This window comes from Limisphaera sp. 4302-co (assembly GCF_049537155.1).
Taxonomy (GTDB): Bacteria; Verrucomicrobiota; Verrucomicrobiia; order Limisphaerales; family Limisphaeraceae; genus Limisphaera.
Genome location: NZ_JBMVQZ010000004.1, coordinates 326,178 through 347,797, shown reverse-complemented (window position 1 = coordinate 347,797; position 21,620 = coordinate 326,178). Strand labels below are relative to the sequence as shown.

The window sequence follows — 21,620 nt, the reverse complement described above, 5'->3', positions numbered from 1 at the left end:
AACTAGCAACCGCGCACCGCCCTGCCCGGGACCGGGGTGTGGCGGAGCGGTGGAGCTGCTTCCTGCCGTCGCATGGCGGAGCCGAGCCCGGCGCCTTTCGTGCCGGCAACCACGTCCCGGGATGGAGGGCCCACGGGACTCCGGCACCAGCCGGGGCAGGAGGGGGCCCGTCCCGGAAGGACCCCCGTCGGGAGCTCGAGGGATCGGTCGGGCGGGAAGGCGGCCTTCGCGTGGCACGCGACTTTTGGGCGGGGCGGGTTTTGTCTTTTGATGAAGGATGGTTCCGGGTAGGGTTACCCAAGTTTGGAACGGCACCTGCGGCCGGGCGCAGTTTGCGAAGCTGGGGAGCAAGCTGCGGATCCGTAAGCGGGGCCGGTCGGGTCGCACATGCAAGGAAACCATGAAGATCCAGACGCGCAGACGAGCCGGGTTTACATTGATTGAGATCATGATCGTGGTGGCGATCATCGGCCTGTTGATGGCGGTGGCCATTCCGAATCTGGGACGGGCCCGTCGCACCACTCAGGCCAAGGTCTGCGTCGCCAACCTGCGGATGATCCAGAGCGCCAAGCAGCAGTGGGCGCTGGAGAATGGCAAGAGCGACAGTGACACCCCGAGCGAGCAGGACCTGCTGCCGTACATCGAGAACGAGACCTTCCCAAAGTGCCCTGCCGGCGGGACCTATACCATCAACCCCGTGGGAACGTATCCGACCTGCAGCAAGGCGTCGGAAGGGCACGCGATCGGAAGGTAAGCCCCTGAACGGCCCGGGTACTCGGTCCGGGCGGCCGGGCAGGCGGCTCGCTCAACCAGCCGCGGCACCACCCCATGCAGGCTGGGACCCGGCCTGCCAGGCCGCGCTTTCCGACCCTTTTCCGCACCCGCCATTGGACCGGCGCGACCTTGACGCTCTTTGAGGAATCGGGATCGTGGCGGGACAGTGCCGAAGCGCCAGCCAGAGCGAGACTCTTGACCCCGCTGCGCACCTCGGGTGAGGCCCTGCACGCTCCCGGCCACCGGTGCCTCCGGGCACCGCGCCCACTTTGGGCCCCGTCTCCCGTCGCGAACAACCTTCGCCAGGAACTCCTGGTGCCTGGAGCAGGCGCGGAGGGCCTCATCCCCCCGGCGATCCAAAAGGTGCGGATCCGGGGTGGATCGGCCGCCGTGCCGGCTGACCGTGCGGGTGAGAGACGCATTTGCGTTTCTCTGTTTCGGGCGTAGGGTTGGCGCGGGCTGTTGGCGGGTGAAGCCGGGCCGGGGTACGGGGCTTGTGGGGGAGCGCTTGCGTGGGTCGCGAAGGAAAGCGACTCCCTGTACGGCGGGGCAGACGTCAGTGCCCATCTTGCTTTTGACCGGGCCGCTCGCAGCGCCGGCACCTGAAAATAAATGTCGAAACCCCAAATCGCAGATCACGAGGTGTGTGCTCAGGTGGCACGGGGTTCGTATGGCAGCGTGTGGCTGGCCCGAACCGTTCTCGGCGAGTACCGCGCGGCGAAGGTTTTGGAACGGCGGAGGTTCCCGTCTCCCGAGCGATACGAACGGGAATGGGCAGGTCTGCGGGAGTACGAGCCGATTTCGCGTCGGCACCCCGGCCTGGTACACATCCTGCAAGTGGGCCGTTGTGCGGATGACCAGTGGTTCTATTACCTCATGGAGGTCGCGGACGACGTGACGGGAGAAGGACGGATCGACCCCCACAGCTACATGCCCCGGACGCTCCGTGCGGAGATGGACCGTAGAGGGCGATTCCCGGTACGGGCGTGTGTGGCGGTCGGGTGGGCGCTGGCGGGCGCGGTGGCATCGCTGCACGGCGAAGGGCTGGTACACCGCGATCTCAAGCCGGCCAACGTGCTGTATGTCCGCGGCACGTTGAAGTTGGGCGACATCGGAACGGTGAGCCGCCACGCACCTGCGGGTCCATCCGTGGGAAGCGTGGGATACCATCCACCGGAAGGGAGCGGTCTGCCCTCGGGCGACCTGTTCAGCCTGGGCCGGATCCTTTACGAACTGTTCAGCGGGATCCCCGTCCAAGAAGCGGGCGAGAGCCTGCCGGATCTGACCCCCCGGCTGCGGGGGGCATCCGAGCGGGCTTTTTATGAAGTGGTGCGGCGATGCTGTCATCACGACCCGGAAGGTCGGCCGGCCACCGCCAGGGATTTGCAGCGGGAGCTCGAGTCCGTGCCGTCTGCCTGAGCCCCGGTTGGCCGGAGAGCCGGGAGATGAGCGTCATCAACCGAGACGGAAACCGAGCCGGGGCCGGCGCAGGGTATCTGCCTCCGCCGGCCGCCGCGGCGGTGGAGGTTGGCCATGCAGGGTTTGCCGGGGCCGGCCCCACTCGGGACGTGACAAGCAGCCGCGACCCGGGGAAGATCGGGGACGTATGAAGAGTCTGAGCATGAACCTGCGAGCGAACGCCCGTTGGGGCTGGGGGGCGCTGCTGTTGGGGCTCCTGCTCCATGGCACGGCGCCGGTGCAGGCGGGCGCGTCCGGGGACGGCGCGAGCACCAACCAAGCGAGCGGGACAGTCCCGGCCCGGGCGTCCGGCGAGACGGAGGTGGCCGTCATCGAGACATCCGAAGGAACCATGGTGATGGAGTTCTGGCCCGAGGTAGCCCCACGCACGGTGGAGAACTTCAAGAAACTGGCGCGCCAAGGCTTCTACGACGGGACCTGCTTCCACCGGGTCATCAAGGGTTTCATGATCCAGGGCGGTGATCCGCTGACCAAGGACGAGTCGCAAAAGGCCCGTTGGGGCACGGGCGGCCCGGGCTACACAATCAAGGCCGAGTTCAACTCCCGCAAGCACGTGCGCGGGGTGGTCTCGATGGCCCGCCGGAGCGATCCCGACTCGGCCGGCAGCCAGTTCTTCATCTGTCACGGCGACGCGCCGCATTTGGACGGCCGGTACACGGCCTTCGGGCGGCTGATCAAGGGCGAGGACGTGCTGGACCGCATCGCCAACACCCCACCGATGCGCAGGATCGCCCGTTGAAGCGTGTCACGGTGGAAACCATCCGAATCGTTCCGGTTTCCCAGGCCCCGTGAACCGGCGGCTCGGGACCGGGCGCCCGGCAGTTGAAGCAAACCCAGCCAAATCAGGAGGCGAATCATGTCAGGTGAAAGGGCGGTCATCCAAACAAGCGAAGGGACCATGGTGCTGGAACTGTGGCCGGAGGTGGCCCCGCGGCACGTGGAGAACTTCAAAAAGCTGGCGTGCGAGGGGTTCTACGACGGGACCTGTTTCCACCGGGTCATCGCCGGTTTTGTCATTCAGGGCGGCGATCCGCTGACCAAGGACGAGTCGCAAAAGGCCCGCTGGGGCACGGGTGGCCCGCCCCACTGCGTGCCGGCCGAATTCAACGACCGGCCGCATGTGCGGGGCGTCCTCTCGATGGCCCGCGCCCAGGACCCGGACTCGGCCGGCAGCCAGTTCTTCATCTGCCACGGCGACGCGCGCTTCCTGGACGGCCAGTACACCGCGTTCGGCCGTCTGGTTGAGGGAGAGGACGTGCTCGATCGCATTGCCCAAACGCCCACGGACGACCGGGATTGTCCCATCCGCCGGATTCACGTCGAAAGCATCCGCATCGTGCCGGCGGCCGAAGGGACCCAACCGGGCACACGCGCCTGAGACCATGAGCGAGCCGGATCCCGAACTGCTCGCGGTGGCCCGGCTGTTGGAAGGATGGGGTTGCCCGCCCGAACGTTCGCTGGAGATGGGTCGCCACCTGCTGCGCCGGGCCGACCAACTGGCCCGCGCCAAGGGCCGTTCGAAGCAAGAGGCTCTGAACCATCTCCTGCGGCTTTTCGCACAGGCCCGGGCGGGCAGGCCACCGGGGCCTGACCGGGTCTGATCCGGGCGGGTCAAGCCCCGCCCCGCCCGGCCCCGGAGCAGCAGTCAACCTCGAGACTTCACATGATCCAACCCTGGACCCGACTCGACAGCGTGTCGCTGGGTGATTTCAAGGTGTTCCGCCTCCGCAAGGACTTGAAGCGCTCACCCCGCACCGGTCGCACCCACGAGTTCTACGTGATGGACTCGGTGGACTGGGTGAACGTGGTGGCTCTGACGCCCGACCGAAAGTTGGTGCTGGTCGAACAGTACCGGCACGGCACAGACACGGTGGAGCTCGAAATCCCGGGCGGTCTCATGGACCCGGAAGAAACCTCCCCCGTGGACACCGCCGTGCGGGAGCTCCGCGAAGAAACCGGTTACACCGGCGTGCGCCCGCGCGTGATCGGCGAGGTTCTGCCCAACCCCGCCATCCAGAGCAATCGTACCTACACGGTCCTGGTGGAAGAATGCCGGCAAACGCACCCGGTCCAGTTTGACCTGGGCGAGGACCTGATCACCCACCTGGTCCCGGTGGAGGAAATCCCGCACTTGGTCGCCGCCGGCCGGATCCGGCACTGCGTGGTGGTCGCCGCACTCTATCATTTCGACCTCTGGTTGCGGGGACTCAAATCGGCTACGAACACCCCGCCGGACGCCGAGCCCGTTCACCCGGCCGGATCGTGACCACTGCCCCACCCTCGTGCCTCGAAGCATCCAGCCCTGCCCCGTGGTCCGCGGCCCGGGAGCGGTCCGTGTGCCCGGCGCGCCACTCTTGGGCGCTCTCCTCCCGCACAGCTCCGCGACCTCGACCTCGTTCCAACGAGGTTCGATCTTCTTCGCGGGAGCTCAGGCCCAGGCCGGGCCCTGAAAAGCCGAACCCGAAGGCGATCGCTGCGCCGGCGCCAGACCATCCTCATCGTAACAGAAGCTGACCGAACGCCGGACGGGCGCGCCATCGCCCTGCACTCCTGACCGCCTCGCATCGGGGGCCGTGGCGCCATGCCGGGACCAACGGGCTGTCGCACGAGCTGCAGGGCAGGACGCCCCCATCTGGCCGGCTTTTGCGGTTCCGCCGGGGAGAGGCGTCTTCCATATACGCCTCCCCTCTGCCAGAGGCGTTTGGAGATAAAAAAACCGGGCCAAGCGGCCAGGGGGTGGCCGAGAGGCCCGGGGAGTATCGAACAGTACACAGAGGGATCAGGGAGAAGTCGGTCCGGGCCTGTACCAAGCCCCGACCGAAATCCGGTCTCGGAATCATTTCCCTGGATTCCGATGTTCAAAGAACACCCGCACTTGTATGGCGGTGACGCGGCGTAGATAACCACGTCCGCCAACGAATGTCAAACACCGCGCGCAAAGTATAAGGAAGTCTGGGGCCAGCGATTAGCCAACATCCGGCCGCGGCTTTTGCGCCGGTGCCGGGCCCGGTTCGCATGCACGGGTCTCTGTGGAGGCGAGAAACACGCCCGAGCAGAGCGTCCGCCTTCCTGGCCGGCCCGGGCAGAGCCGGTGAACACGTCCTCGCTGTGCACGGCTTCCGCTGCAGTCGCGGCCGCCGTTGTGCGGTTCGGGCCGGCCCCTTTTCGAGGGGATGGCACAGGGGCTGCGGAGGCGCTCGATCACCCCTCGCGGAAAAGACGTGCGGGCTCAGACGGGGTGGTTTTTGCCCCGGCGGTCTTTCCTGTCGGCCAGCGGCTCCCTGAAGGGAGGGGCGTTTGCATTCGGCCGTTTCGCATGACTGTGGGGGCAGACCTTGAATGGGATCGAACGAACCTGCGCGAGCTTGCTTGGCTCACGTGGCGGATCGGGGCGGGTGGCAGGGTCACTGGCCCCGCTCGGCCAGTCTGGCCAGGGCCCACCGGGCGTGCTCCGCCACCAAGGGATCGGGATCCTGTGCCGCCTTTTCCAGGGCGGGCCGGCAGTCGGGCCCACCCACATTCCCCAGAGCCACGCAAACGTTCCTCCGAAATCCGGAGTACCGGGCGCGCGCCAGTGGGGTTTGACCGAACCGGGCCCGGAACCCGGCTTCGTCCAGCTCCAGCAGTCCCGCCAGTTCCATCGCGCCGAGGTCGGGCCGGGCGAACTGCCGCATCAGCCGGCCTGCGTGTGCGAACCGGTTCCAGGGACACACCGCCAGGCAATCGTCACAGCCGAAGATGCGGTTGCCGATGGCAGGTCGGAGTTCGACGGGGATGGGGCCGCGCAACTCGATGGTGAGGTAGGAGATACAGAGCCGTGCATCCAGCTCGAAGGGCGCAACGATGGCCCGGGTCGGGCAGGCCTCCAGGCAACGGGTGCAATGGCCGCACCGGTTGCGCTCGGGTGGGTCCGGCGGCAGGGTGCAGGTCGTGAGCACCTCGCCCAACAACAACCAGTTGCCCCATCGGCGGCTGATGAGGTTGGTGTGCTTGCCCACGAACCCCACGCCGGCCCGTTCGGCCAACTCTCGTTCCAGCAGCGGGCCGGTGTCCACGTACCAGCGCGTTTGCGTGCCGCGGGGACCCACCTCCTCGATGAACATCGCCAAGGACCGGAGCCGCTCCCCCATCCACTCGTGGTAATCGGTTGCCCGGGCGTACCGGGCGACGACGCCCACCGGAGCGCCTGCGGAAATCCCCTCCGGTCCGTCCACGGCGTAACTGGCGGCCACGACGACGATGCTGGCGGCGCCCGGCAGGACCTTCCGCGGATCGGTCCGCCGCTCCACCCGCCGGGCCATCCACTGCATCTGACCGTGCCGGCCTTCGGCCAGCCAACGTTCCAGCCACGCACCTCGGGCCGGCGGATCGGCGGTCGTGAACCGGCATTCGTCAAAGCCCAGCTCCATCGCCCGCCGACGGATCTGCTCGCGCAATGCGGCTGCATCCGGCGCGGCGGGCCTCGATCGCTCGATCCCGCACGGATCCGCCGTGCCTTCTCCGCACGCCACAGGGGGCGGCGAGGTTTCAAACCTTCGAGGGTGCATGAAGCCGGAAGGCGTGAACGACCTGGGCGGCCACCTCTCGAACGGAACGTTGCTCGGTCTGGATCAGGACATCCGCCTGCCGGTACCACGGCTCACGCCGCGCCAGCAGTTCGCGAATGCGCGCGAGTGGATCAGCCGTCTGGAGCAACGGCCGGTGATCGTGGTGCCGAACCCGCTGATAGAGCGTCTCCGGCGAGGCCCACAGACAAACCACGAGTGAATGTTCCTTCAGCCGCTCCAGGTGATCATCGTAGGTGGGCAACCCGCCTCCGGTCGCGATCACCGTGCGGCTGAGCCCGGCCAGGGAACGCACGATCCGGCGTTCCCATTCGCGGAAGCCGGCCTCGCCCTCGCGCTGGAAAATCTCCGGGATGCTCATCCCCGCCGCCGATTCGATCCGCTCGTCCGTGTCCAGGAAGTCGAACCCCAACTGGGCGGCCGCCAACCGTCCCACGGCACTCTTGCCCGATCCCATGAACCCGATCAGCGTCAGGTTGCGGATGTCCCGCGACGTTGCCACACCCCATCCATAGCCTCGTCTCCCGGCTGGCGCACGCGAAAACCCCGGAGCAAGAACGTTTCCGCTTCCCCCGGCAGACCCCGGCCGGACGGCCCTTCCGTCGCGGTGAGTCCGGTCGCCGGGCCGAGACCCTGAAGGCCCTGCACTCGCCCGCAGATGAGTTTGCCGTTATGATGAAGCCGGCAAGTGGCGAACCGGAAACGGCCGCAACCGGGTGCCAGCCCCGGGTAACCGAAGCACCGTTCCGGGACGCACCCGGGCCGCACATCGTATGAGTATGACAATGTCTCCGTCCACCCGGCGCGCATTGCGCATCGCGGGCATCGCCGTCATTGTCCTGATCCTGCTCGTGGTTCTGGCCTGGTGGTACGGAACCAGCAACGCCTTCTTTCAACGGTTTGTCCTGCCGCGCATCTCGCAAAAGCTCGGGGCGCGGGTCGAAGTGGGGCATGCCCAAATCCGCCCCCTGCGCAGCGTCGTGCTCTCGGAAATCCGGATGCGATCCGGTCAGGCCGGCGAGGATCGCCCCATCCTGGAAGCCCGGGAGGTTCGCGTGCGTTATCATCTCTTTCGACTCCTGCGCGGCCAGGTGGATCTCGATGAGCTGACCGTGGAGAGTCCGCAGGTGCACCTGGCCGTGGACGCGGAGGGCCGGAGCAATTGGGGGGCCATCCTCGAATCCTTGCAGTCGCCGCCTGGCGAACCCGGTGTGTCTGAAGGAACTGCCGTCGAGACACCCGTCATCCGGCTGGGCAGGGTCGCCATCCGCAACGCCGCGCTCTCGTACCGGCGGGAGGATGCGGGCAGTCGTACGCTTGAGCTGGCCATCGAACCCCTCGACCTGGAGGTGCAAAATCTGGCCACGGATCAGCGCGGCTCGTCTTCCCTCCGGTTTCGCGCCCGTGCACGTGAGACGGATCCGGGCCAGCCAGCGACCAACCGGTTGGAACTGCGTCTCGAAACCCGGGCGGCATTCGCCCTGGGAAAAGGCACCCTTCCGCGGGAACTCACTCTCGACGGCCGCGCCGAGGTCACCGACGCCGCGGGTGATTGGCAGGTTTGGACAAATCTTCAAACGCTCCTGACGGCCCGACTCGGACCCGGGCAGTCGAATGAGTTCGTCATTCGCCTGATGCAGTCGGGCGACGCGCTCGCCATCCTTGCCGCGCGCGGATCGCTACCCTGGCAGACTCCGCAAACCGACCTGAACATCGAGTTGACCGGCCCGGACTCGCGCCTGCTCAACCGGATCGGTTCCATGTGGGGACTCGACTTCGGCCAGTCCCGGGTGAATGCGCAGGCGCGCCTGACAACCGATCCGGCCCACCCCGGCATCGGCCTCACGCTGCAGGGCGGCATCACCTCTTTCCAAGCGCGGAAGGGCAACCTGGCCACACCGGTCACCGACGTCGAAACCCGGCTCCGCGTCTTTTGGAATCGAGTGGCAAACACTCTCCGGGTCGAAGAGTTTCAACTCGCCGCCCGCCAGGAAACGCGGACCTGGCTCGAAGGCACGCTGCCGGCACCGATCGAATGGAACCCTGCGCAGGGCCTCTCGGCCGCGCCCGACTCCGGTCCTCGGCTGAGTATAACCGATCTCGATCTGGCGGATTGGCGGCCGATCCTGGGGAATCTTTTGCCCGCAGGGAAGGTGCGCGTCGAACTCGATCTCCGACCCCGATCGGGCACGTCGGATTTCGTCCTCTTCACGCGTGGAGAAGTGCGTGAGGCCAGTCTGCGCCTCGGCGAACGAAGCTGGCGCGCACTGGCCGCCTCGTGGGAACTGCCCGTGCGTCTGTCCCGGCAGGCCGATTGGATGCTCACCAACGGCTGGATCCGGCTCCGACACGAGGATCGTCCACTGCTGGAAGCGGTGGCGTCGGGCACCGGCAGTCTCTCCACGGCTGCGATGGCCTGGACCCTCACGGCCTCCCCGCCGGCGTGGCTGGCCTTCTTGCAGCCAGAGGCTGCCCCGGGGCTTCGCACCGGCGAACTCCAGACGCGGTTGGAGATCCGTCGCGCGGGCAGGACGCTCGAAACCCGGGGCGAACTGGCGCTGCGGCAGTTGGCTGGCGGTTGGTTCCCCAAGGACACCCCGTCTCCGGAGCTCGCTGCGACGTTCGACCTCCAGATCGGGCCGGCCCGGTGGGAGGCGCGCACGTTGAACGCCCGTTTCACGGCGGGTGGTCTGCCGGCCGGGACCATCGAGTTGCACGCCGTCCATCAACCCACCAACGGAGCCTGCAGCTTCACAGCGCGGGTGGACCGGCTCTCGCAGGCTGTCGCGGCCCCATTGCTGGCCGCCGTATCGGACGGTCTTCAATTGCCATCCTTGGAGTGCAGCGCCGAAGCTGCCGGAGATTGGAACCCGGGTGGTCTTTCCCGCATCCGGCTCCGGCTTGCGGTTACCAACATCGGTTTCCGCACCGGCACCGACGCGCCGGTGACCGAATCGCTGTCGGCCGGGCTCGATGCCGACCTGTCGATCTCACCCCGCGAATTTCACGTGAACCGGTTTCAGGCCCTCCTCGATCCCCGACCCGGTCAGCCCAACGAGGTCCGGGTTCAGGGCGGCCTGCAACGCACCGCAGTCGGGGTCCCATGGAGGGGGACGATCGAAGTGCAAACCCCGGATCTGGACCTCACCCGGGTCTGGACTGTTTGGGAGTCGCTGCGCCGGGAGCCAACAGGCGACACCGCCGCGCCGCCGGAGGCCGGGCCGACGGAACCGGAACCCGTGCGGCTTCCCGTGGATGAAGGTCGCCTCCGGGTGGCTCTTGGAAAGGTCCGCCTGCGCGAGTTGATCTTTTCCAACGCGGTCGTCGAGGTCCTCCTCCACACAAACCGCGTCCGGGTCCGCCCGTGCGAAGCACTGCTCAACGGCGCGCCGTTGCGCGCGTCGGCGGAGGTGGATCTTTCGGTCCCCGGCTACCGCTACCAGGTTGCGTTCTCCGCTGACGCAGTCCCGTTGCCGCCGCTGGTTTCCACCTTTGCGCCGGAGCGTCGCGATTCGCTGGCCGGCACGGCCACTGCCACACTGGAGCTCCAAGGGCTCGGCCTGACCGGTGCGAATCTACAGAAACACCTGCGTGGCCAGGCCTCCCTGGCGGCCACGAACCTCAACCTGGCCCTCGGACAGGTGCGCAGTCCGCTGCTTCAAACGGTGCTGAACGTCATCCTGGGGTTGCCCGATCTCATCCGCAACCCTGCGGCGGGGGTGACCCGGATGGTGGGCCAGTTGCTGGGTGCGCCCGGCTCGCGCAGCGGTTGGACCGATCGCCTCCTCAGTGCGCCCATCGATGCGGTCACCCTTCAGGCCCGGGCCGCAGACGGGCAGATCCGAATCACCGATGCAGAACTTCGCAGTCCCGCATTCCTGGCCCGTGCCCAAGGGAACGTAACCCTGGCGGCCGACCTGGCACAATCGGAACTCTACCTGCCCGTTCAGGTGGCCTTGGAACGCGCCCTGGCCGCCGAGATCGGCCGTGCCGGGGAGGCTGGCACCACCTACGTCGCCCTGCCCGACTTTCTCACCGTCCGGGGTACCCTGGGCGCGCCCCGCGCGGACCTGGACAAGCTGGCCCTCGTGGGACTGGCCACCACCGGCGGCGCCGCCGTGCTCCGCAACGTAGGAAGCGCCGCTGCCCAACAAGCCGGCAACGTCCTCGGCGCGCTCGGCCAGCTGCTGGGCGGCGGCACTCAGGGGAATCAGACGGCTTCCACCAACCCGCCAACGGCCCCGGCCATGCCTCCCCTGACAAACCCTCCGCCAGCCACGGACGCCACTGCGGTCACCAACCCGCCCGCGCAGCGGATCCTGGACCTTTTCAGGCCGCCGCGCTGACCGGCGGGGCCCCGAAAAGTCCCGAACCGGTTCACCAATCCTTGCGCGTCCGGGAGCCGCTTCGACGTCCGGTCTCCTTCTCCAGCGGCAGCCGGCGTTCGTCTCCACGAAGGGTTTCCAACAGTCGTGCCGCCTCTTCCGGCGTCATCTGCTCGGGTCTGCCGGAACGATCCTGTGCTTGTGGTTCCTTCCCGGCCTCGTCCCGGCTGTCCGGTTCCTTCGGCAACCTTTGAGACGGTTCCGTTCCGGGCTGGGGCGGCAGATCCTGCGGGCCGGACTCCCTGTCTTCCGAACGTGCTTCCGGGGGCGGCCCCGACGCGCGACGATCCGACGACGATTCCGGCTGTTGGGGCGCATTTGGGTTGTCCGAAGCGCCCTGCTGCGGTTGTTGCTCCGAAGGAGAGTCCTGCGGGCCGTTGTTCGGGGAAGACTGCGGCCGGGGCGGTGGAGGAGGCAGTTCCTCCAGCCGCTTGCGCACGTAATCCAGGTTGTACCGCGCATCCGCGTTGTTGGTGTTCAGCCGCAGCGCGTTCAGGTACTGGCGAAGCGCTTCCTCCCAAAGAGCCCGGCGCCGGGCCGGGTCCGTCTCCTGCTCGCCCAGTCGGTACAGGCTGTTCCCCCGGTTGTAGTACGACCATTCCTGCAGCCGGAGGTCCTGGCTCCGACTGGATTGCTCGAAATATTCGGCTGCCTCGTCGTACCGGCCCTGCCGGTAGGCGACCGTTCCAGCGTTGAAACGGAGTCGTTCATCCTCGGGCCGTTCCCGCAGCAACCGCTCAAACGCCTCGCGGGCGGCATCATAATGTCCCTTCTCGTATTCCCGCAGGGCTTGTCCGGGTGAGACGGCGATCAGTGGTCCGGGCCAGGTCGTTAAAAGACCGGCCAGGACCAACGTGGCGGCCGACCCGTTACCCCGGCCGGCGCGCCGCCGGCGCTCCGGCCACAACCACTCCACCGTCAACAACACCAGGGCCAGCCCCAACGGCCAGTGGTAACGATCCCGCAGCCGGCGGACGAACCGTTCGCTGCCCTCGCTGCGCGGTAGATCCGCCAGTCCCCGCTCGTACAGCGTTTCCATGACCCGCGGTCCCTGCAAGGGCAGATAAAATCCGCCGGGGGTGGCTGCGGCCATCTTCCGCAAGAGCCCTTCGGCCAGATGCGATTTCACCACCTGACCTGCCTCGTCCCGCACGTAGTCTTCACGTCCCCGGGCGTCCCGCACCCGGATCAAATCGCCCTCGGGCGTGCCCACGCCCACGGTGATGAGGCGCACGCCCTGTGCTCCCAGCCGTCGGGCGGCCTCCACAGCGCCGCCCTCGTGGTCCTCGCCGTCGGTCAGCAACACCACCACCCGATGGTTGTCACCGTCCTCCCCGAAAGCCTGCGCAGCCGCCTCCAGTGCCGCGGCCAGATGGGTGCCCGTGTCGGAAACCGTGCCCACTTCCAGCGCGTCCAGGCTCTGCAGAAAGGCCGCATCGTCCCAGGTGAGCGGACAGAGCACGATCGCCGAACCCGCAAACGCCACCAGGGCAAACCGGTCCGTCCGGGCCACGCGCAGGAGATCCTGCACGGCCAGTTTGGCCCGCGCCAGCCGGTTCGGCGCGACGTCGGCGGCCAGCATGCTGCGGGACACGTCCACCGCCACCACGATGTCCAGCCCCCGTTGTCGGACCTCTTCCAGCGTGTAACCCCATTGCGGGCGCGCCAGTGCCAGGAGCAGAAACAGCGCCGCGCCGGTGAGCAACCAGATCCTCCCCCGCTCCCGGGCGGCCGACCAGCCGGCCAGCAACACCGGCAACAGTCGCGGAGGCACAAACCGCTCGCGCAGCCGGCGCCGAACGCGGCTCCCCCAGCAGAGCATCCCCGCCAACACCAGCGGGACGATCACTGCCAGTCCCAGAAACTGTGGCTCTGCAAAATGCATGCCCAAAACTTCTTCCGCCCCCGCGCCACGAACCTCCGAAGCCCCGGTCCGGGCCGTTCTTCAGGGCAATCTCCGCCAGACCGTTTCACCCAGGACCACCTCCATGGCCAGCAACAACACCGCCGCGCTCACCCACCAACCGAACAGCTCCCGGTGCCGCGCGTACTTTCTGACCTCCACATCCGTCTTCTCCATCCGGTCAATCTCCCGGTAGATCTCCTCGAACCGCTCGGCATTGTCGGCACGGTAGTAGCGACCGCCCGTCCGGTCGGCAATGTACCGGAGGGTGTCCTCGTCAATGTCCACCTCCACCCACCGGTAAAACCTCCGCCCGAACACGTCCTGAACGGGCGTGGGGGCCCGACCGCGCGTTCCCACGCCGATCGTGTACACCTTCACCCCCAGCGCCTGTGCCGCCTCCGCGGCTGTCTGCGGATCGATCTTTCCCGCGTTGTTCTGACCGTCGGTCATCAGGATCACCAACCGGCTCCTGGCGGGCACCTCCCGCAACCGGTTCAACGCGCTTGCCAGGCCCATTCCAATGGCGGTCTGGTCACCCGGAATGTCGCCCAGCTCCAGACGTTCCACCGCCTGCAAAAGGTAGTCGTGATCCAGCGTGGGCGGCACGGCCACGAACGCGTCTGTGGCAAAGACCACCAGCCCGATCCGGTCGTTGGGCCTGCGCCGGATGAATTCGCGGAGCACGCGCCGCGACATTTCCAGCCGGTTGATCCGGCGGCCTTCCACCACGAAATCTTCCGCGGCCATGCTTCCTGACATGTCGAACGCCACCACGATGTCCACCCCGCTGGCCGTCACGCGCGTCTCGCTGTGGCTCAGCCGGGGCTGGGCCAGGGCCACGATCCCGCACGCCAGGCTCATCCATCGCAGCGCCTGCAGCCAGCGCGAGGGGCCCCAACGTCGCAACGGCACCAGCACGCGCATCAGCCGCGCCGAGGAATAAAGAAAGGCCGCCGGCACCGCCCGGCGCCGACGCAGCCACGCCAGCACGGGCAGAACCAACAGAAACAACAACACCCAGGGATGCGCAAACGTGATCACCGCACCGACCCTCTGCCATCCGGCGACCGTGCCTGGCGGATGGCGGATGGCGCCGCGGTCATCGGCACCGGCTCCGTCTCCTCCACCAGGCGCAGGGCCACGGAGTGCAACTCCATCAACTCCGACCGCACCGGCTCGTACCGTGCGAACTTCACCAGATCACAACGGCGCAGGAAATCTCCCAACACATCTTTCTGGTCGGGCAACAACCGGTCCGTCCCCCGCAGCTCCTCCAGGAACTCCTCGGTGGTGCGTTCCGGGGCGCGGAATTCGAAGCGTTCCTCCAGGTACTCGCGCAGAGTGTCCGAAACCGCCACGCAGAAAGCCTTCGGATCCTCCAACAGCGCCAGCGCTGCCTCCAACCGCCGGCGTGCCCGGACGTGGGCCGGTTCGGGTGGCGGCCCCGGCGGAACGGTACGCCGGCGACGGTGCCAGAACGCCCACAACGCCGCCACCATGCCCGCCACCACCAGCGCCAACAGGACCCAGCCCAGCCGGTCCCAGACCGACGGCACGGGCACCGGCGGCGCAATGTCCCGGATGTCCGGCGCAGAGGCCGCGCCGGGCGGGGTCGCGCCGGCCACCGTTTGGGTTGCCCGTATCATGCCTGTCTCCGCCGCTTCGGCTGTGGGGTGGGTTCCATCGTCCTTTGGCCGCTTCGAATCCATCCGTTCAGCCGCCCCGGCGGCGCCGGTGTTCGCGCATCTCGAAGAACCGGGCCAGCTCCACCTCGTACGGCCGGTCGGTTCTCAACAGGATCGCATCCACCCCGGCGGCCCGGAAGGTTCGCTCCAGTTCGGCCTGCCGCCGGGCCTGTTCCCGGGCGAATTGTTCCCGCCGGCGCACGTCTGCGGTGTCCACCTCCAACAGCTCGCCGGTTTCCACGTCCTCCAGAACGAGTCGTCCCAAATCGGGCAACTCCGCCTCGTACCGGTCCAGCACCTGCACCGCGACGAGGTCATGACGCCGGTTGACCTGTCGGAGCAGGCTCACCGTGCGGAGCCCCAGGGGGGCCAGTTGGAACAGCGGTCCTACCGTCCGCGGCTGGGGACCCGTGCGCCCGCCCGGGCCGGCCGGCTCCGCCGCCAGGAAATCCGAAACCAGCACCACGATCGCCCGCCGGCGCATCACCCGGAGCACGAACTGGAGCGCCGCAGGCAGATCGGTGCCGCGCCGGCGCGGCTCGTAAAAGAGAATCTCCCGGATGACCCGCAGCACGTGCCGCCGTCCCTTGCGTGGCGGGACAAACGTCTCCACACCCTCCGAAAAGAGCACCAGCCCCACCTTGTCGTTGTTCCGGAGCGCCGAAAAGGCCAGTACACTGGCCACTTCCGCCGCCAGTTCGCGCTTCGAGGGTTCCACCGAACCGAACCAGCCCGACCCGCTCACGTCCACCACCAGCAGCACCGTCAGTTCGCGCTCCTCCACGAACCGTTTCACAAACGGATGGTTCATTCGCGCCGTGACGTTCCAGTCGATCGCCCGCACCTCGTCCCCCGGCTGGTATTCCCGCACCTCCTCGAAATTCATCCCCTGACCGCGGAAAACACTGTGGTACTGGCCCGCCAGTGTCTCGGTCACCAGCCGGTTGGTGCGGATCTCGATCTGCCGGATCTTTTTGAGGATCTCGCGCGGGATCATGAGCGGGCTCCGTGTCAGCGGCGCGGTCCGGATACACGCTTCACGGCACCGGCAACTCGTCGAAGATCTTCTGGATGATCGTCTCGGGCGTCTTCTCCTCGGCCTCGGCCTCGTAGGTGATCATGACGCGGTGCCGCAGCACGTCCATCCCCACCGTCTTGACATCCTGCGGCGTCACGTAGCCGCGGCCGCGCAGGAAGGCATGCGCCTTGGCCGCCAGGGTCAGGTTGATCGTCGCCCGCGGCGAGGCGCCGAGCTGGATGTACTCGCGCACGGGAATCTTGTACTGATCCGGATCCCGCGTCGCGCACACCACGTCCACGATGTAGTCCTTGACCTTGTCGTCCACGTAAATGTCGTTGAGCACCTCGCGAGCCCGCAGGATTTGTGCAGGATCCACCACCGGTTGCACCTCCGGCAGCCCCGAGGTGCGCGCCATCAGATCCAGGATCTGTCGTTCCTCCCCCCGCGAAGGGTACCCGATCCGCAGTTTCATCATGAACCGGTCCACCTGCGCTTCCGGCAGGGGATAGGTGCCCTCCTGCTCGATCGGGTTCTGGGTGGCCAGCACCAGGAACGGTTCTTCCAACCGGAAGCTCTGGTCCCCGATGGTCACCTGCCGTTCCTGCATGGCCTCCAACAGGGCGCTCTGCACCTTGGCCGGCGCCCGGTTGATCTCGTCGGCCAGGACCAGATGGGCGAAGATCGGGCCTTTGCGCGTGGTGAACGTGCCGGTGTGGGGATTGTAGATCTGCGTGCCGATGACGTCGGCCGGCAGCATGTCCGGCGTGAACTGCAGCCGGGAAAACTTCACCTGCAGACATTGGGCGAGTGTCTTGACCGCAAGGGTCTTGGCCAGTCCGGGGACGCCCTCCAGAAGGACATGACCGTTGGCCAGCAAGCCCATCACCAGCCGTTCGGTCAGGTAGGTCTGCCCCACAATCACCTTGCCCAGTTCCTGGAACAGGGGCCGCACGAATGCACCGGCCTCCTGCACCGCCGATTGTATCGCTGCAATGCTCACGCTCATGTCCGGCCCAATCGTTACACGCTGACCTTGACCACTTCGACTCCCGGCACGTTCAAACCACCTGCCAGGGAGCGGGCAGCTTGTCCGCCGCTCCTCCCCCTCCGCAAGATCCGTCTGCGCCCGCGCGCAGAATGCCGCAGCCGCCCCAATCCCTCCCCGGCGAAAACCGGTCCCCCTCGCCACTGCCTCAGCGGCGGAGCCCCGCGTACACTTCCGCCAGCGACGGCACCCGGCGTTGCCCGCCCGGCAGGTCCCATCCATGATCGGCCACCGACCCCACCCACCCCACCAGCAGCGCCAGTGCCACCGGGGCAAAATCCATCCGTGCCACCCTCAGCGGCAGCCATCGCACCGGCGAAACCCAGCGCCGTCCGATCCGCGCGACGTAGTCCCAGATGGGGTGCCGCCCAAAGTACACGTACAGGTTCAGCCAGTAGAGCACCAGCAGGCCGGTGACTACCGGCACCCAGGCGCGCCCACAACCCACACCCATCACCAGGGCCTGCCAGGCCCGCCACGGCCATGGCGTGGGCTGGGGCAACAACCCCAACATGAACAACAAGGGTTCCAAAGCCAGCCACAGGACCGCCACGCAAACCATCGGGAACACCAGACGCAACCCACACGGCCAGCGGGCCAGAGGCCCCACGCACCTCCGCACCCATGCATGCACGGGGTTGCCCTCGCACACACCCTGCCCGGCACAGCTCAACAGCACCATCCAGAGCGCAAGCGCCGTCAACCACACCGCCAAACTCAGCAGGGTATAGACGGCCATCAGTCCCAGGCCCCGCCATCCCGGCAGGACCGGGAACGACAGGGTCAGAACACCGAAATCCACCCGGGGCGACCAGTCCGACCAACCCCCGGCCAGCCAGTCCAACCACGTCCGCAACGCCCACACGGCACCCGCGGCGGCCCAGGTCCACCCGGTTCGCACGCGGGAGACCGCCGCCGGCCGCAGGGTTCCGGCCAGCGTGGCCGCCGCGCGGCGCCGGTCCCAATCATCGCGACCGGCCCGGGCGCCGACGGCCAACAAGACACAGACCAGATTCAGCAGGCTGTCCACCCATGCCATGCCGCACGCCCCCGGTCGGACCGTTCCTCGCCCGATTATGGCGACCGGCCCCGCTTCACAGCAGCCGAATCAAGGTGTCGGCGATCTCCGCCGGTGTGGGCGCCACCGCCACGCCGGCGGCCCGCAACGCCTCGATCTTTGCCGCCGCTGTGCCCTTGCCCCCGCTGATGATGGCCCCGGCATGGCCCATGCGCCGCCCGGGAGGTGCCGTGGCGCCGGCGATGAACGCCGCCACGGGTTTCCGGCAGTGCTCCTGGATCCACGCCGCTGCCTCCTCCTCCGCACTGCCGCCGATCTCACCGATCATGATGATCGCGTGCGTATCCGGATCCTCCGCAAACAGTTTGACCACGTCCAGGTGCGACATGCCGGGCACCGGATCCCCGCCGATCCCCACACAGGTGCTCTGTCCGACTCCCCTGCGCGTCAACTGCCAGACCGCCTCGTAAGTCAGCGTGCCGCTCCGCGACACCACCCCGACGTGCCCTTTCTTGTGGATGTATCCCGGCGCGATCCCCATCCGGCAGCCCCCGTGAGAGCCCGGCCCCTCACCCGGCGTCACGATCCCCGGACAGTTCGGGCCGATCAACCGCGTCCGCCGGCCCGAAAGCGCCCGTTTGACGCGCAACATGTCGGAAACCGGGATTCCCTCGGTGATGCAAACCACCACCTCCAACCCCGCGTCTGCAGCCTCCAGGATCGCATCCGCTGCAAACGCCGCAGGAACGAAAATCACCGAGGCGGTCGCCCCGGTGGCGCGGGCCGCTTCCGCCACCGTGTCGAACACCGGCACCTCGTGGTCCTTGTACCGAAACACCTGCCCGCCCTTGCCCGGCGTCACACCGGCCACCACCCGGGTGCCGTAGTCCAGCGACAGTTGCGCGTGTCGGGCGCCGAAGCTGCCCGTGATGCCCTGAATCAAAACCTTCGTTTCCGGTCCAACCAAAATCGCCATAGGGTGCTGTCCCTTTGTTGTCTTGCGTCCGATCCGCTGTCACTTGCCCGCCCTCGGGGCCCAGGCCGGCGCGGTTCATCCGCCCGATCAACCGCCGCCACCCCGGGCCGCCGCCACCACCTTCCGGGCCGCGTCCGCCATCGAATCGGCATTGATCAGCGAAAGCCCCGCCTCCGCCAGCGTCTTCCGGCCCGCCTCCACGTTGTTCCCTTCCAGCCGCACCACCAGCGGGATCCTTAACCCCGTCTCCCGCACCGCGGCCACGATCCCCCGTGCGATCACGTCGCAGTCCATGATCCCGCCGAAGATGTTCACCAGAATCGCCTTCACGTTGGGGTCCTGCATGATGATGCGGAAAGCCGCCGTGACCTGCTCGACGCTGGCCCCACCCCCCACGTCCAGGAAGTTGGCCGGTTCCCCCCCGTAGTGCTTGATGATGTCCATCGTCGCCATGGCCAGCCCGGCTCCGTTGACCAGGCAGGCGATGTCGCCCTCCAGCTTGATGTAGTTCAAATGGTGCCGGCTGGCCTCGACCTCCAGCGGGGATTCCTCTCCCTCGTCACGCAACGCCGCCAGATCGGCGTGCCGGAACAGGGCGTTGTCTTCGAGCACCATCTTGGCATCCACCGCCATGAGTGCCTCGCCCTGCGGCGTGGCCACCACACAGAAGGGGTTGATCTCCACCAACGAGGCTTCGCACTCCCACCAGGTGCGGTAAATGCCGTCGAAACAACGCGTGGCCGCGCCCAGCAGCGGCCCCGCCAATCCCAGGGCCACCGCAAGTTTCCGCCCCTGATAGGCCTGCCATCCCAGCAGGGGATCCACCGGCTCGGTCACGATCTTCTCCGGGCTGCGCGCGGCCACCTCCTCGATGTCCATCCCGCCCTCCGTGCTGGCCATCAAGACCGGACAACCGCGCGCACGATCCAGCAACACGGCCACATACAGCTCCCGCCGGATCTCCGGAGCCACCGCCACCAGCACGCGGCGCACCTTGCGTCCGGCCGGACCCGTCTGGCGGGTCACCAACACATTGCCCAGCATCGCGCGCGCGCAGGCCTCGGCCTCCGCGGGGGACTGCACCAGTTTCACCCCGCCGCGGTAGCCGTCCACAAAGACTCCCTTTCCACGGCCGCCGGCGTGAATCTGGGCCTTGACCACCAGCTGGGGCGCGCCCTCCGCGCAGAGACGTTCCGCCACCGCGCGGGCCTGTTGCGCCGTTTCACACACCTCTCCCGGCGGCACCGGCACGTTCCGCGCCGCCAACAACTGTTTCGCCTGATACTCGTGAAGGTTCATGCCGACAGCCAAACGCCCCGCGATTCAACGGACCCGGCCGGACAAAGGCAATCTCAAAAGCCCCCGCCTGGCGCGCGATCCCCGGCCCGTTCCGCGGCGCGCCCGGTGAACCGGACAGGCCCGGCCGCGAGCGCCACCACCCTCCCGCTCCGGCCGTGCCCCGGCCGGATGCACCCTCAACCCCGCTGATCAATCGGAACGTAGTGCTGGAGCGTCGGCCCCACGTACACCTGCCGGGGCCGGTAAATCCGTCCGTTGGGATCCTCCACCACCTCCCGGTAGTGCGCGATCCAGCCCGGCATGCGCCCGATGGCAAAAATCACCGGGAACATGTTCACCGGGATGTCGAGCGCACGCATGATGATCCCGCTGTAAAAGTCCACGTTCGGGTAGAGTTTGCGCTCGATGAAATACTCGTCCTGCAGTGCCGCCTCCTCCAGGCGCTTGGCGATGTCCAGCAGCGGGTCCGTCCGGTTCAACTTTGCCAGGAGTTCGTCGCAATGCCGTTTGATGATCCGGGCGCGCGGATCGTAGTTCTTGTAGACGCGATGACCGAACCCCATCAGACGCCGCCCGCCGGTCCTGCTCTTGACCTGTTCGAGAAACTTCCGCCCGTCGTCCCCGCTGCGATGGATCTCCTCGAGCATCTCGATCACCGCCTGATTGGCCCCGCCATGCAACGGCCCCCACAGGGCGCACACACCCGCCGCCGCGCAGGCGAACAGGTTCGCCCCGCTGGAGGCCACCATGCGAACCGTGGAAGTGGAGCAGTTCTGCTCGTGATCAGCATGCAACAGGAACAACAGGTCCAGCGCCCGGACCGCTTCCGGCTTCAGCTCGGCATCCTCGGTCGGATGCGAGAACATCATGTGCAGGAAATTGGCCGCGTACCGGTATCTGGGCTTCGGATAGACGAAGGGCAGTCCGCGCGACTTCCGGTAGGCAAAGGCCGCGATGGTTCGCACCTGCGAGAGCAGACGCGCCGCCAGCACCTCGATGTGATTGGTCACGTCCCGCTGCAGCAACTCGGGATGGTAACAGCCGGCGGCGTTGATCATGGCCGAGAGGATCGCCATCGGATGCGCATGCGGTGGGAAGCCCTCGAAGTGGAACTTCATGTCCTCGTGGAGCATCTGGTTGCGCGTCAGCAGATCCGAAAAATGCTGCAGCTCCGTGCGCGTGGGCAGCCTGCCCATGATCAGCAGGTAAGCCACCTCCACAAAAGACGAGTGCTCGGCCAGTTCCTCGATGGGGATGCCCCGGTAACGCAGAATCCCCTTTTCCCCGTCAATGAACGTGATGGCACTGCAACACGATCCCGTGTTGGCATAGCCGTCGTCCAGCGTGATGTAGCCCGTCCGGGGCCGCAGTTGCCGGATGTCTATGGCCTTCTCCCCCTCCGTGCCCACCACGACCGGGAATGGATGAACCCTGCCCTCCAGCTTGATTTCCACCTGCTCGCTCATG

Annotated in this window: 18 protein-coding genes; 7 read left to right on the top strand and 11 right to left on the bottom strand. The window is 67.3% G+C overall.

The features are described from left to right. Positions 1 to 400 precede the first annotated feature (400 nt). From ACPDIX_RS06765 to ACPDIX_RS06740, 6 genes are all read left to right on the top strand, one after another. Positions 401 to 754, top strand: a complete 354-nt coding sequence (locus ACPDIX_RS06765; protein ID WP_423431017.1) for a competence type IV pilus major pilin ComGC — start codon at positions 401 to 403, stop codon at positions 752 to 754. A gap of 632 nt (positions 755 to 1,386) precedes the next feature. Further along, entirely contained in the window at positions 1,387 to 2,193 is an 807-nt protein-coding gene (locus ACPDIX_RS06760) for a protein kinase domain-containing protein (protein WP_423431016.1), read from the top strand. A gap of 202 nt (positions 2,194 to 2,395) precedes the next feature. Beyond that, positions 2,396 to 2,992, top strand: coding sequence for a peptidylprolyl isomerase (locus ACPDIX_RS06755; RefSeq protein WP_423431015.1), 597 nt, complete (start codon positions 2,396 to 2,398; stop codon positions 2,990 to 2,992). Positions 2,993 to 3,109: 117 nt separating this feature from the next. Continuing rightward, on the top strand, positions 3,110 to 3,631 hold the full coding sequence (locus ACPDIX_RS06750) for a peptidylprolyl isomerase (RefSeq protein ID WP_423431014.1): 522 nt from the start codon (positions 3,110 to 3,112) through the stop codon (positions 3,629 to 3,631). Positions 3,632 to 3,635: 4 nt separating this feature from the next. Further along, complete coding sequence (locus ACPDIX_RS06745; protein WP_423431013.1) at positions 3,636 to 3,854, top strand: hypothetical protein; 219 nt, start codon at positions 3,636 to 3,638, stop codon at positions 3,852 to 3,854. Positions 3,855 to 3,916: 62 nt separating this feature from the next. Next, the gene (locus tag ACPDIX_RS06740) at positions 3,917 to 4,519 is read left to right on the top strand and encodes an NUDIX hydrolase (RefSeq protein ID WP_423431012.1); all 603 of its coding nucleotides are present in this window, start codon (positions 3,917 to 3,919) and stop codon (positions 4,517 to 4,519) included. Positions 4,520 to 5,657: 1,138 nt separating this feature from the next. On the opposite strand, the gene queG is transcribed toward ACPDIX_RS06740, so the two are convergent. Further along, positions 5,658 to 6,764 carry a tRNA epoxyqueuosine(34) reductase QueG gene (gene queG / locus ACPDIX_RS06735; protein WP_423431011.1) on the bottom strand — a complete coding sequence of 369 codons (1,107 nt, stop codon included), beginning with the start codon at positions 6,762 to 6,764 and terminating at the stop codon, positions 5,658 to 5,660. Positions 6,765 to 6,780: 16 nt separating this feature from the next. Next, positions 6,781 to 7,320 (bottom strand): shikimate kinase, encoded by a 540-nt coding sequence (locus ACPDIX_RS06730; RefSeq protein WP_423431010.1) that lies wholly within the window; start codon positions 7,318 to 7,320, stop codon positions 6,781 to 6,783. A 283-nt stretch (positions 7,321 to 7,603) separates the two neighbouring features. On the opposite strand from ACPDIX_RS06730, the gene ACPDIX_RS06725 reads away from it, so the two are divergent. Next, a complete protein-coding gene (locus ACPDIX_RS06725) occupies positions 7,604 to 11,164 on the top strand; it encodes an AsmA family protein (protein ID WP_423431009.1) in 3,561 nt (1,186 codons plus the stop codon). Positions 11,165 to 11,195: 31 nt separating this feature from the next. Here the strand turns inward: ACPDIX_RS06725 and ACPDIX_RS06720 are convergent, their stop codons facing one another. The 9 genes from ACPDIX_RS06720 to ACPDIX_RS06680 all read right to left on the bottom strand — a co-directional run bounded on the left by ACPDIX_RS06720 (position 11,196) and on the right by ACPDIX_RS06680 (position 21,619). After that, positions 11,196 to 13,088, bottom strand: a complete 1,893-nt coding sequence (locus ACPDIX_RS06720) for a VWA domain-containing protein (RefSeq protein ID WP_423431008.1) — start codon at positions 13,086 to 13,088, stop codon at positions 11,196 to 11,198. Between the two features lie 60 nt (positions 13,089 to 13,148). Continuing rightward, on the bottom strand, positions 13,149 to 14,150 hold the full coding sequence (locus ACPDIX_RS06715) for a vWA domain-containing protein (RefSeq protein WP_423431007.1): 1,002 nt from the start codon (positions 14,148 to 14,150) through the stop codon (positions 13,149 to 13,151). Then, positions 14,147 to 14,755 carry a DUF4381 family protein gene (locus tag ACPDIX_RS06710; RefSeq protein WP_423431006.1) on the bottom strand — a complete coding sequence of 203 codons (609 nt, stop codon included), beginning with the start codon at positions 14,753 to 14,755 and terminating at the stop codon, positions 14,147 to 14,149. Before ACPDIX_RS06710 ends, ACPDIX_RS06715 begins: the two co-directional genes overlap by 4 nt. Positions 14,756 to 14,822: 67 nt before the next feature. Beyond that, the gene (locus tag ACPDIX_RS06705; RefSeq protein ID WP_423431005.1) at positions 14,823 to 15,791 is read right to left on the bottom strand and encodes a DUF58 domain-containing protein; all 969 of its coding nucleotides are present in this window, start codon (positions 15,789 to 15,791) and stop codon (positions 14,823 to 14,825) included. Positions 15,792 to 15,831: 40 nt separating this feature from the next. Beyond that, positions 15,832 to 16,821 (bottom strand): AAA family ATPase, encoded by a 990-nt coding sequence (locus ACPDIX_RS06700; RefSeq protein ID WP_423431004.1) that lies wholly within the window; start codon positions 16,819 to 16,821, stop codon positions 15,832 to 15,834. A gap of 187 nt (positions 16,822 to 17,008) precedes the next feature. Then, positions 17,009 to 17,899, bottom strand: a complete 891-nt coding sequence (locus ACPDIX_RS06695) for a hypothetical protein (protein WP_423431003.1) — start codon at positions 17,897 to 17,899, stop codon at positions 17,009 to 17,011. Positions 17,900 to 17,954: 55 nt separating this feature from the next. Beyond that, entirely contained in the window at positions 17,955 to 18,854 is a 900-nt protein-coding gene (gene sucD / locus ACPDIX_RS06690; protein WP_423431002.1) for a succinate--CoA ligase subunit alpha, read from the bottom strand. Positions 18,855 to 18,941: 87 nt separating this feature from the next. Further along, entirely contained in the window at positions 18,942 to 20,153 is a 1,212-nt protein-coding gene (gene sucC, locus ACPDIX_RS06685) for an ADP-forming succinate--CoA ligase subunit beta (RefSeq protein WP_423431001.1), read from the bottom strand. A gap of 176 nt (positions 20,154 to 20,329) precedes the next feature. After that, entirely contained in the window at positions 20,330 to 21,619 is a 1,290-nt protein-coding gene (locus tag ACPDIX_RS06680; protein WP_423431000.1) for a citrate synthase, read from the bottom strand. Between the last annotated feature and the right edge of the window lies 1 nt (position 21,620).

What these genes read in the sequence shown, in the direction of transcription:
- ACPDIX_RS06695 (WP_423431003.1), bottom strand. Translation starts at nt 17,899, where the DNA reads ATGGCATGGGTGGACAGCCTGCTGAATCTGGTCTGTGTCTTGTTGGCC.
- ACPDIX_RS06705 (WP_423431005.1), bottom strand. Translation starts at nt 15,791, where the DNA reads ATGATCCCGCGCGAGATCCTCAAAAAGATCCGGCAGATCGAGATCCGC.
- ACPDIX_RS06755 (WP_423431015.1), top strand. Translation starts at nt 2,396, where the DNA reads ATGAACCTGCGAGCGAACGCCCGTTGGGGCTGGGGGGCGCTGCTGTTG.
- ACPDIX_RS06750 (WP_423431014.1), top strand. Translation starts at nt 3,110, where the DNA reads ATGTCAGGTGAAAGGGCGGTCATCCAAACAAGCGAAGGGACCATGGTG.
- ACPDIX_RS06725 (WP_423431009.1), top strand. Translation starts at nt 7,604, where the DNA reads ATGTCTCCGTCCACCCGGCGCGCATTGCGCATCGCGGGCATCGCCGTC.
- ACPDIX_RS06765 (WP_423431017.1), top strand. Translation starts at nt 401, where the DNA reads ATGAAGATCCAGACGCGCAGACGAGCCGGGTTTACATTGATTGAGATC.
- ACPDIX_RS06710 (WP_423431006.1), bottom strand. Translation starts at nt 14,755, where the DNA reads ATGATACGGGCAACCCAAACGGTGGCCGGCGCGACCCCGCCCGGCGCG.
- ACPDIX_RS06745 (WP_423431013.1), top strand. Translation starts at nt 3,636, where the DNA reads ATGAGCGAGCCGGATCCCGAACTGCTCGCGGTGGCCCGGCTGTTGGAA.
- ACPDIX_RS06680 (WP_423431000.1), bottom strand. Translation starts at nt 21,619, where the DNA reads ATGAGCGAGCAGGTGGAAATCAAGCTGGAGGGCAGGGTTCATCCATTC.
- ACPDIX_RS06700 (WP_423431004.1), bottom strand. Translation starts at nt 16,821, where the DNA reads ATGAGCGTGAGCATTGCAGCGATACAATCGGCGGTGCAGGAGGCCGGT.
- sucC (WP_423431001.1), bottom strand. Translation starts at nt 20,153, where the DNA reads ATGAACCTTCACGAGTATCAGGCGAAACAGTTGTTGGCGGCGCGGAAC.
- ACPDIX_RS06720 (WP_423431008.1), bottom strand. Translation starts at nt 13,088, where the DNA reads ATGCATTTTGCAGAGCCACAGTTTCTGGGACTGGCAGTGATCGTCCCG.
- sucD (WP_423431002.1), bottom strand. Translation starts at nt 18,854, where the DNA reads ATGGCGATTTTGGTTGGACCGGAAACGAAGGTTTTGATTCAGGGCATC.
- ACPDIX_RS06740 (WP_423431012.1), top strand. Translation starts at nt 3,917, where the DNA reads ATGATCCAACCCTGGACCCGACTCGACAGCGTGTCGCTGGGTGATTTC.
- ACPDIX_RS06760 (WP_423431016.1), top strand. Translation starts at nt 1,387, where the DNA reads ATGTCGAAACCCCAAATCGCAGATCACGAGGTGTGTGCTCAGGTGGCA.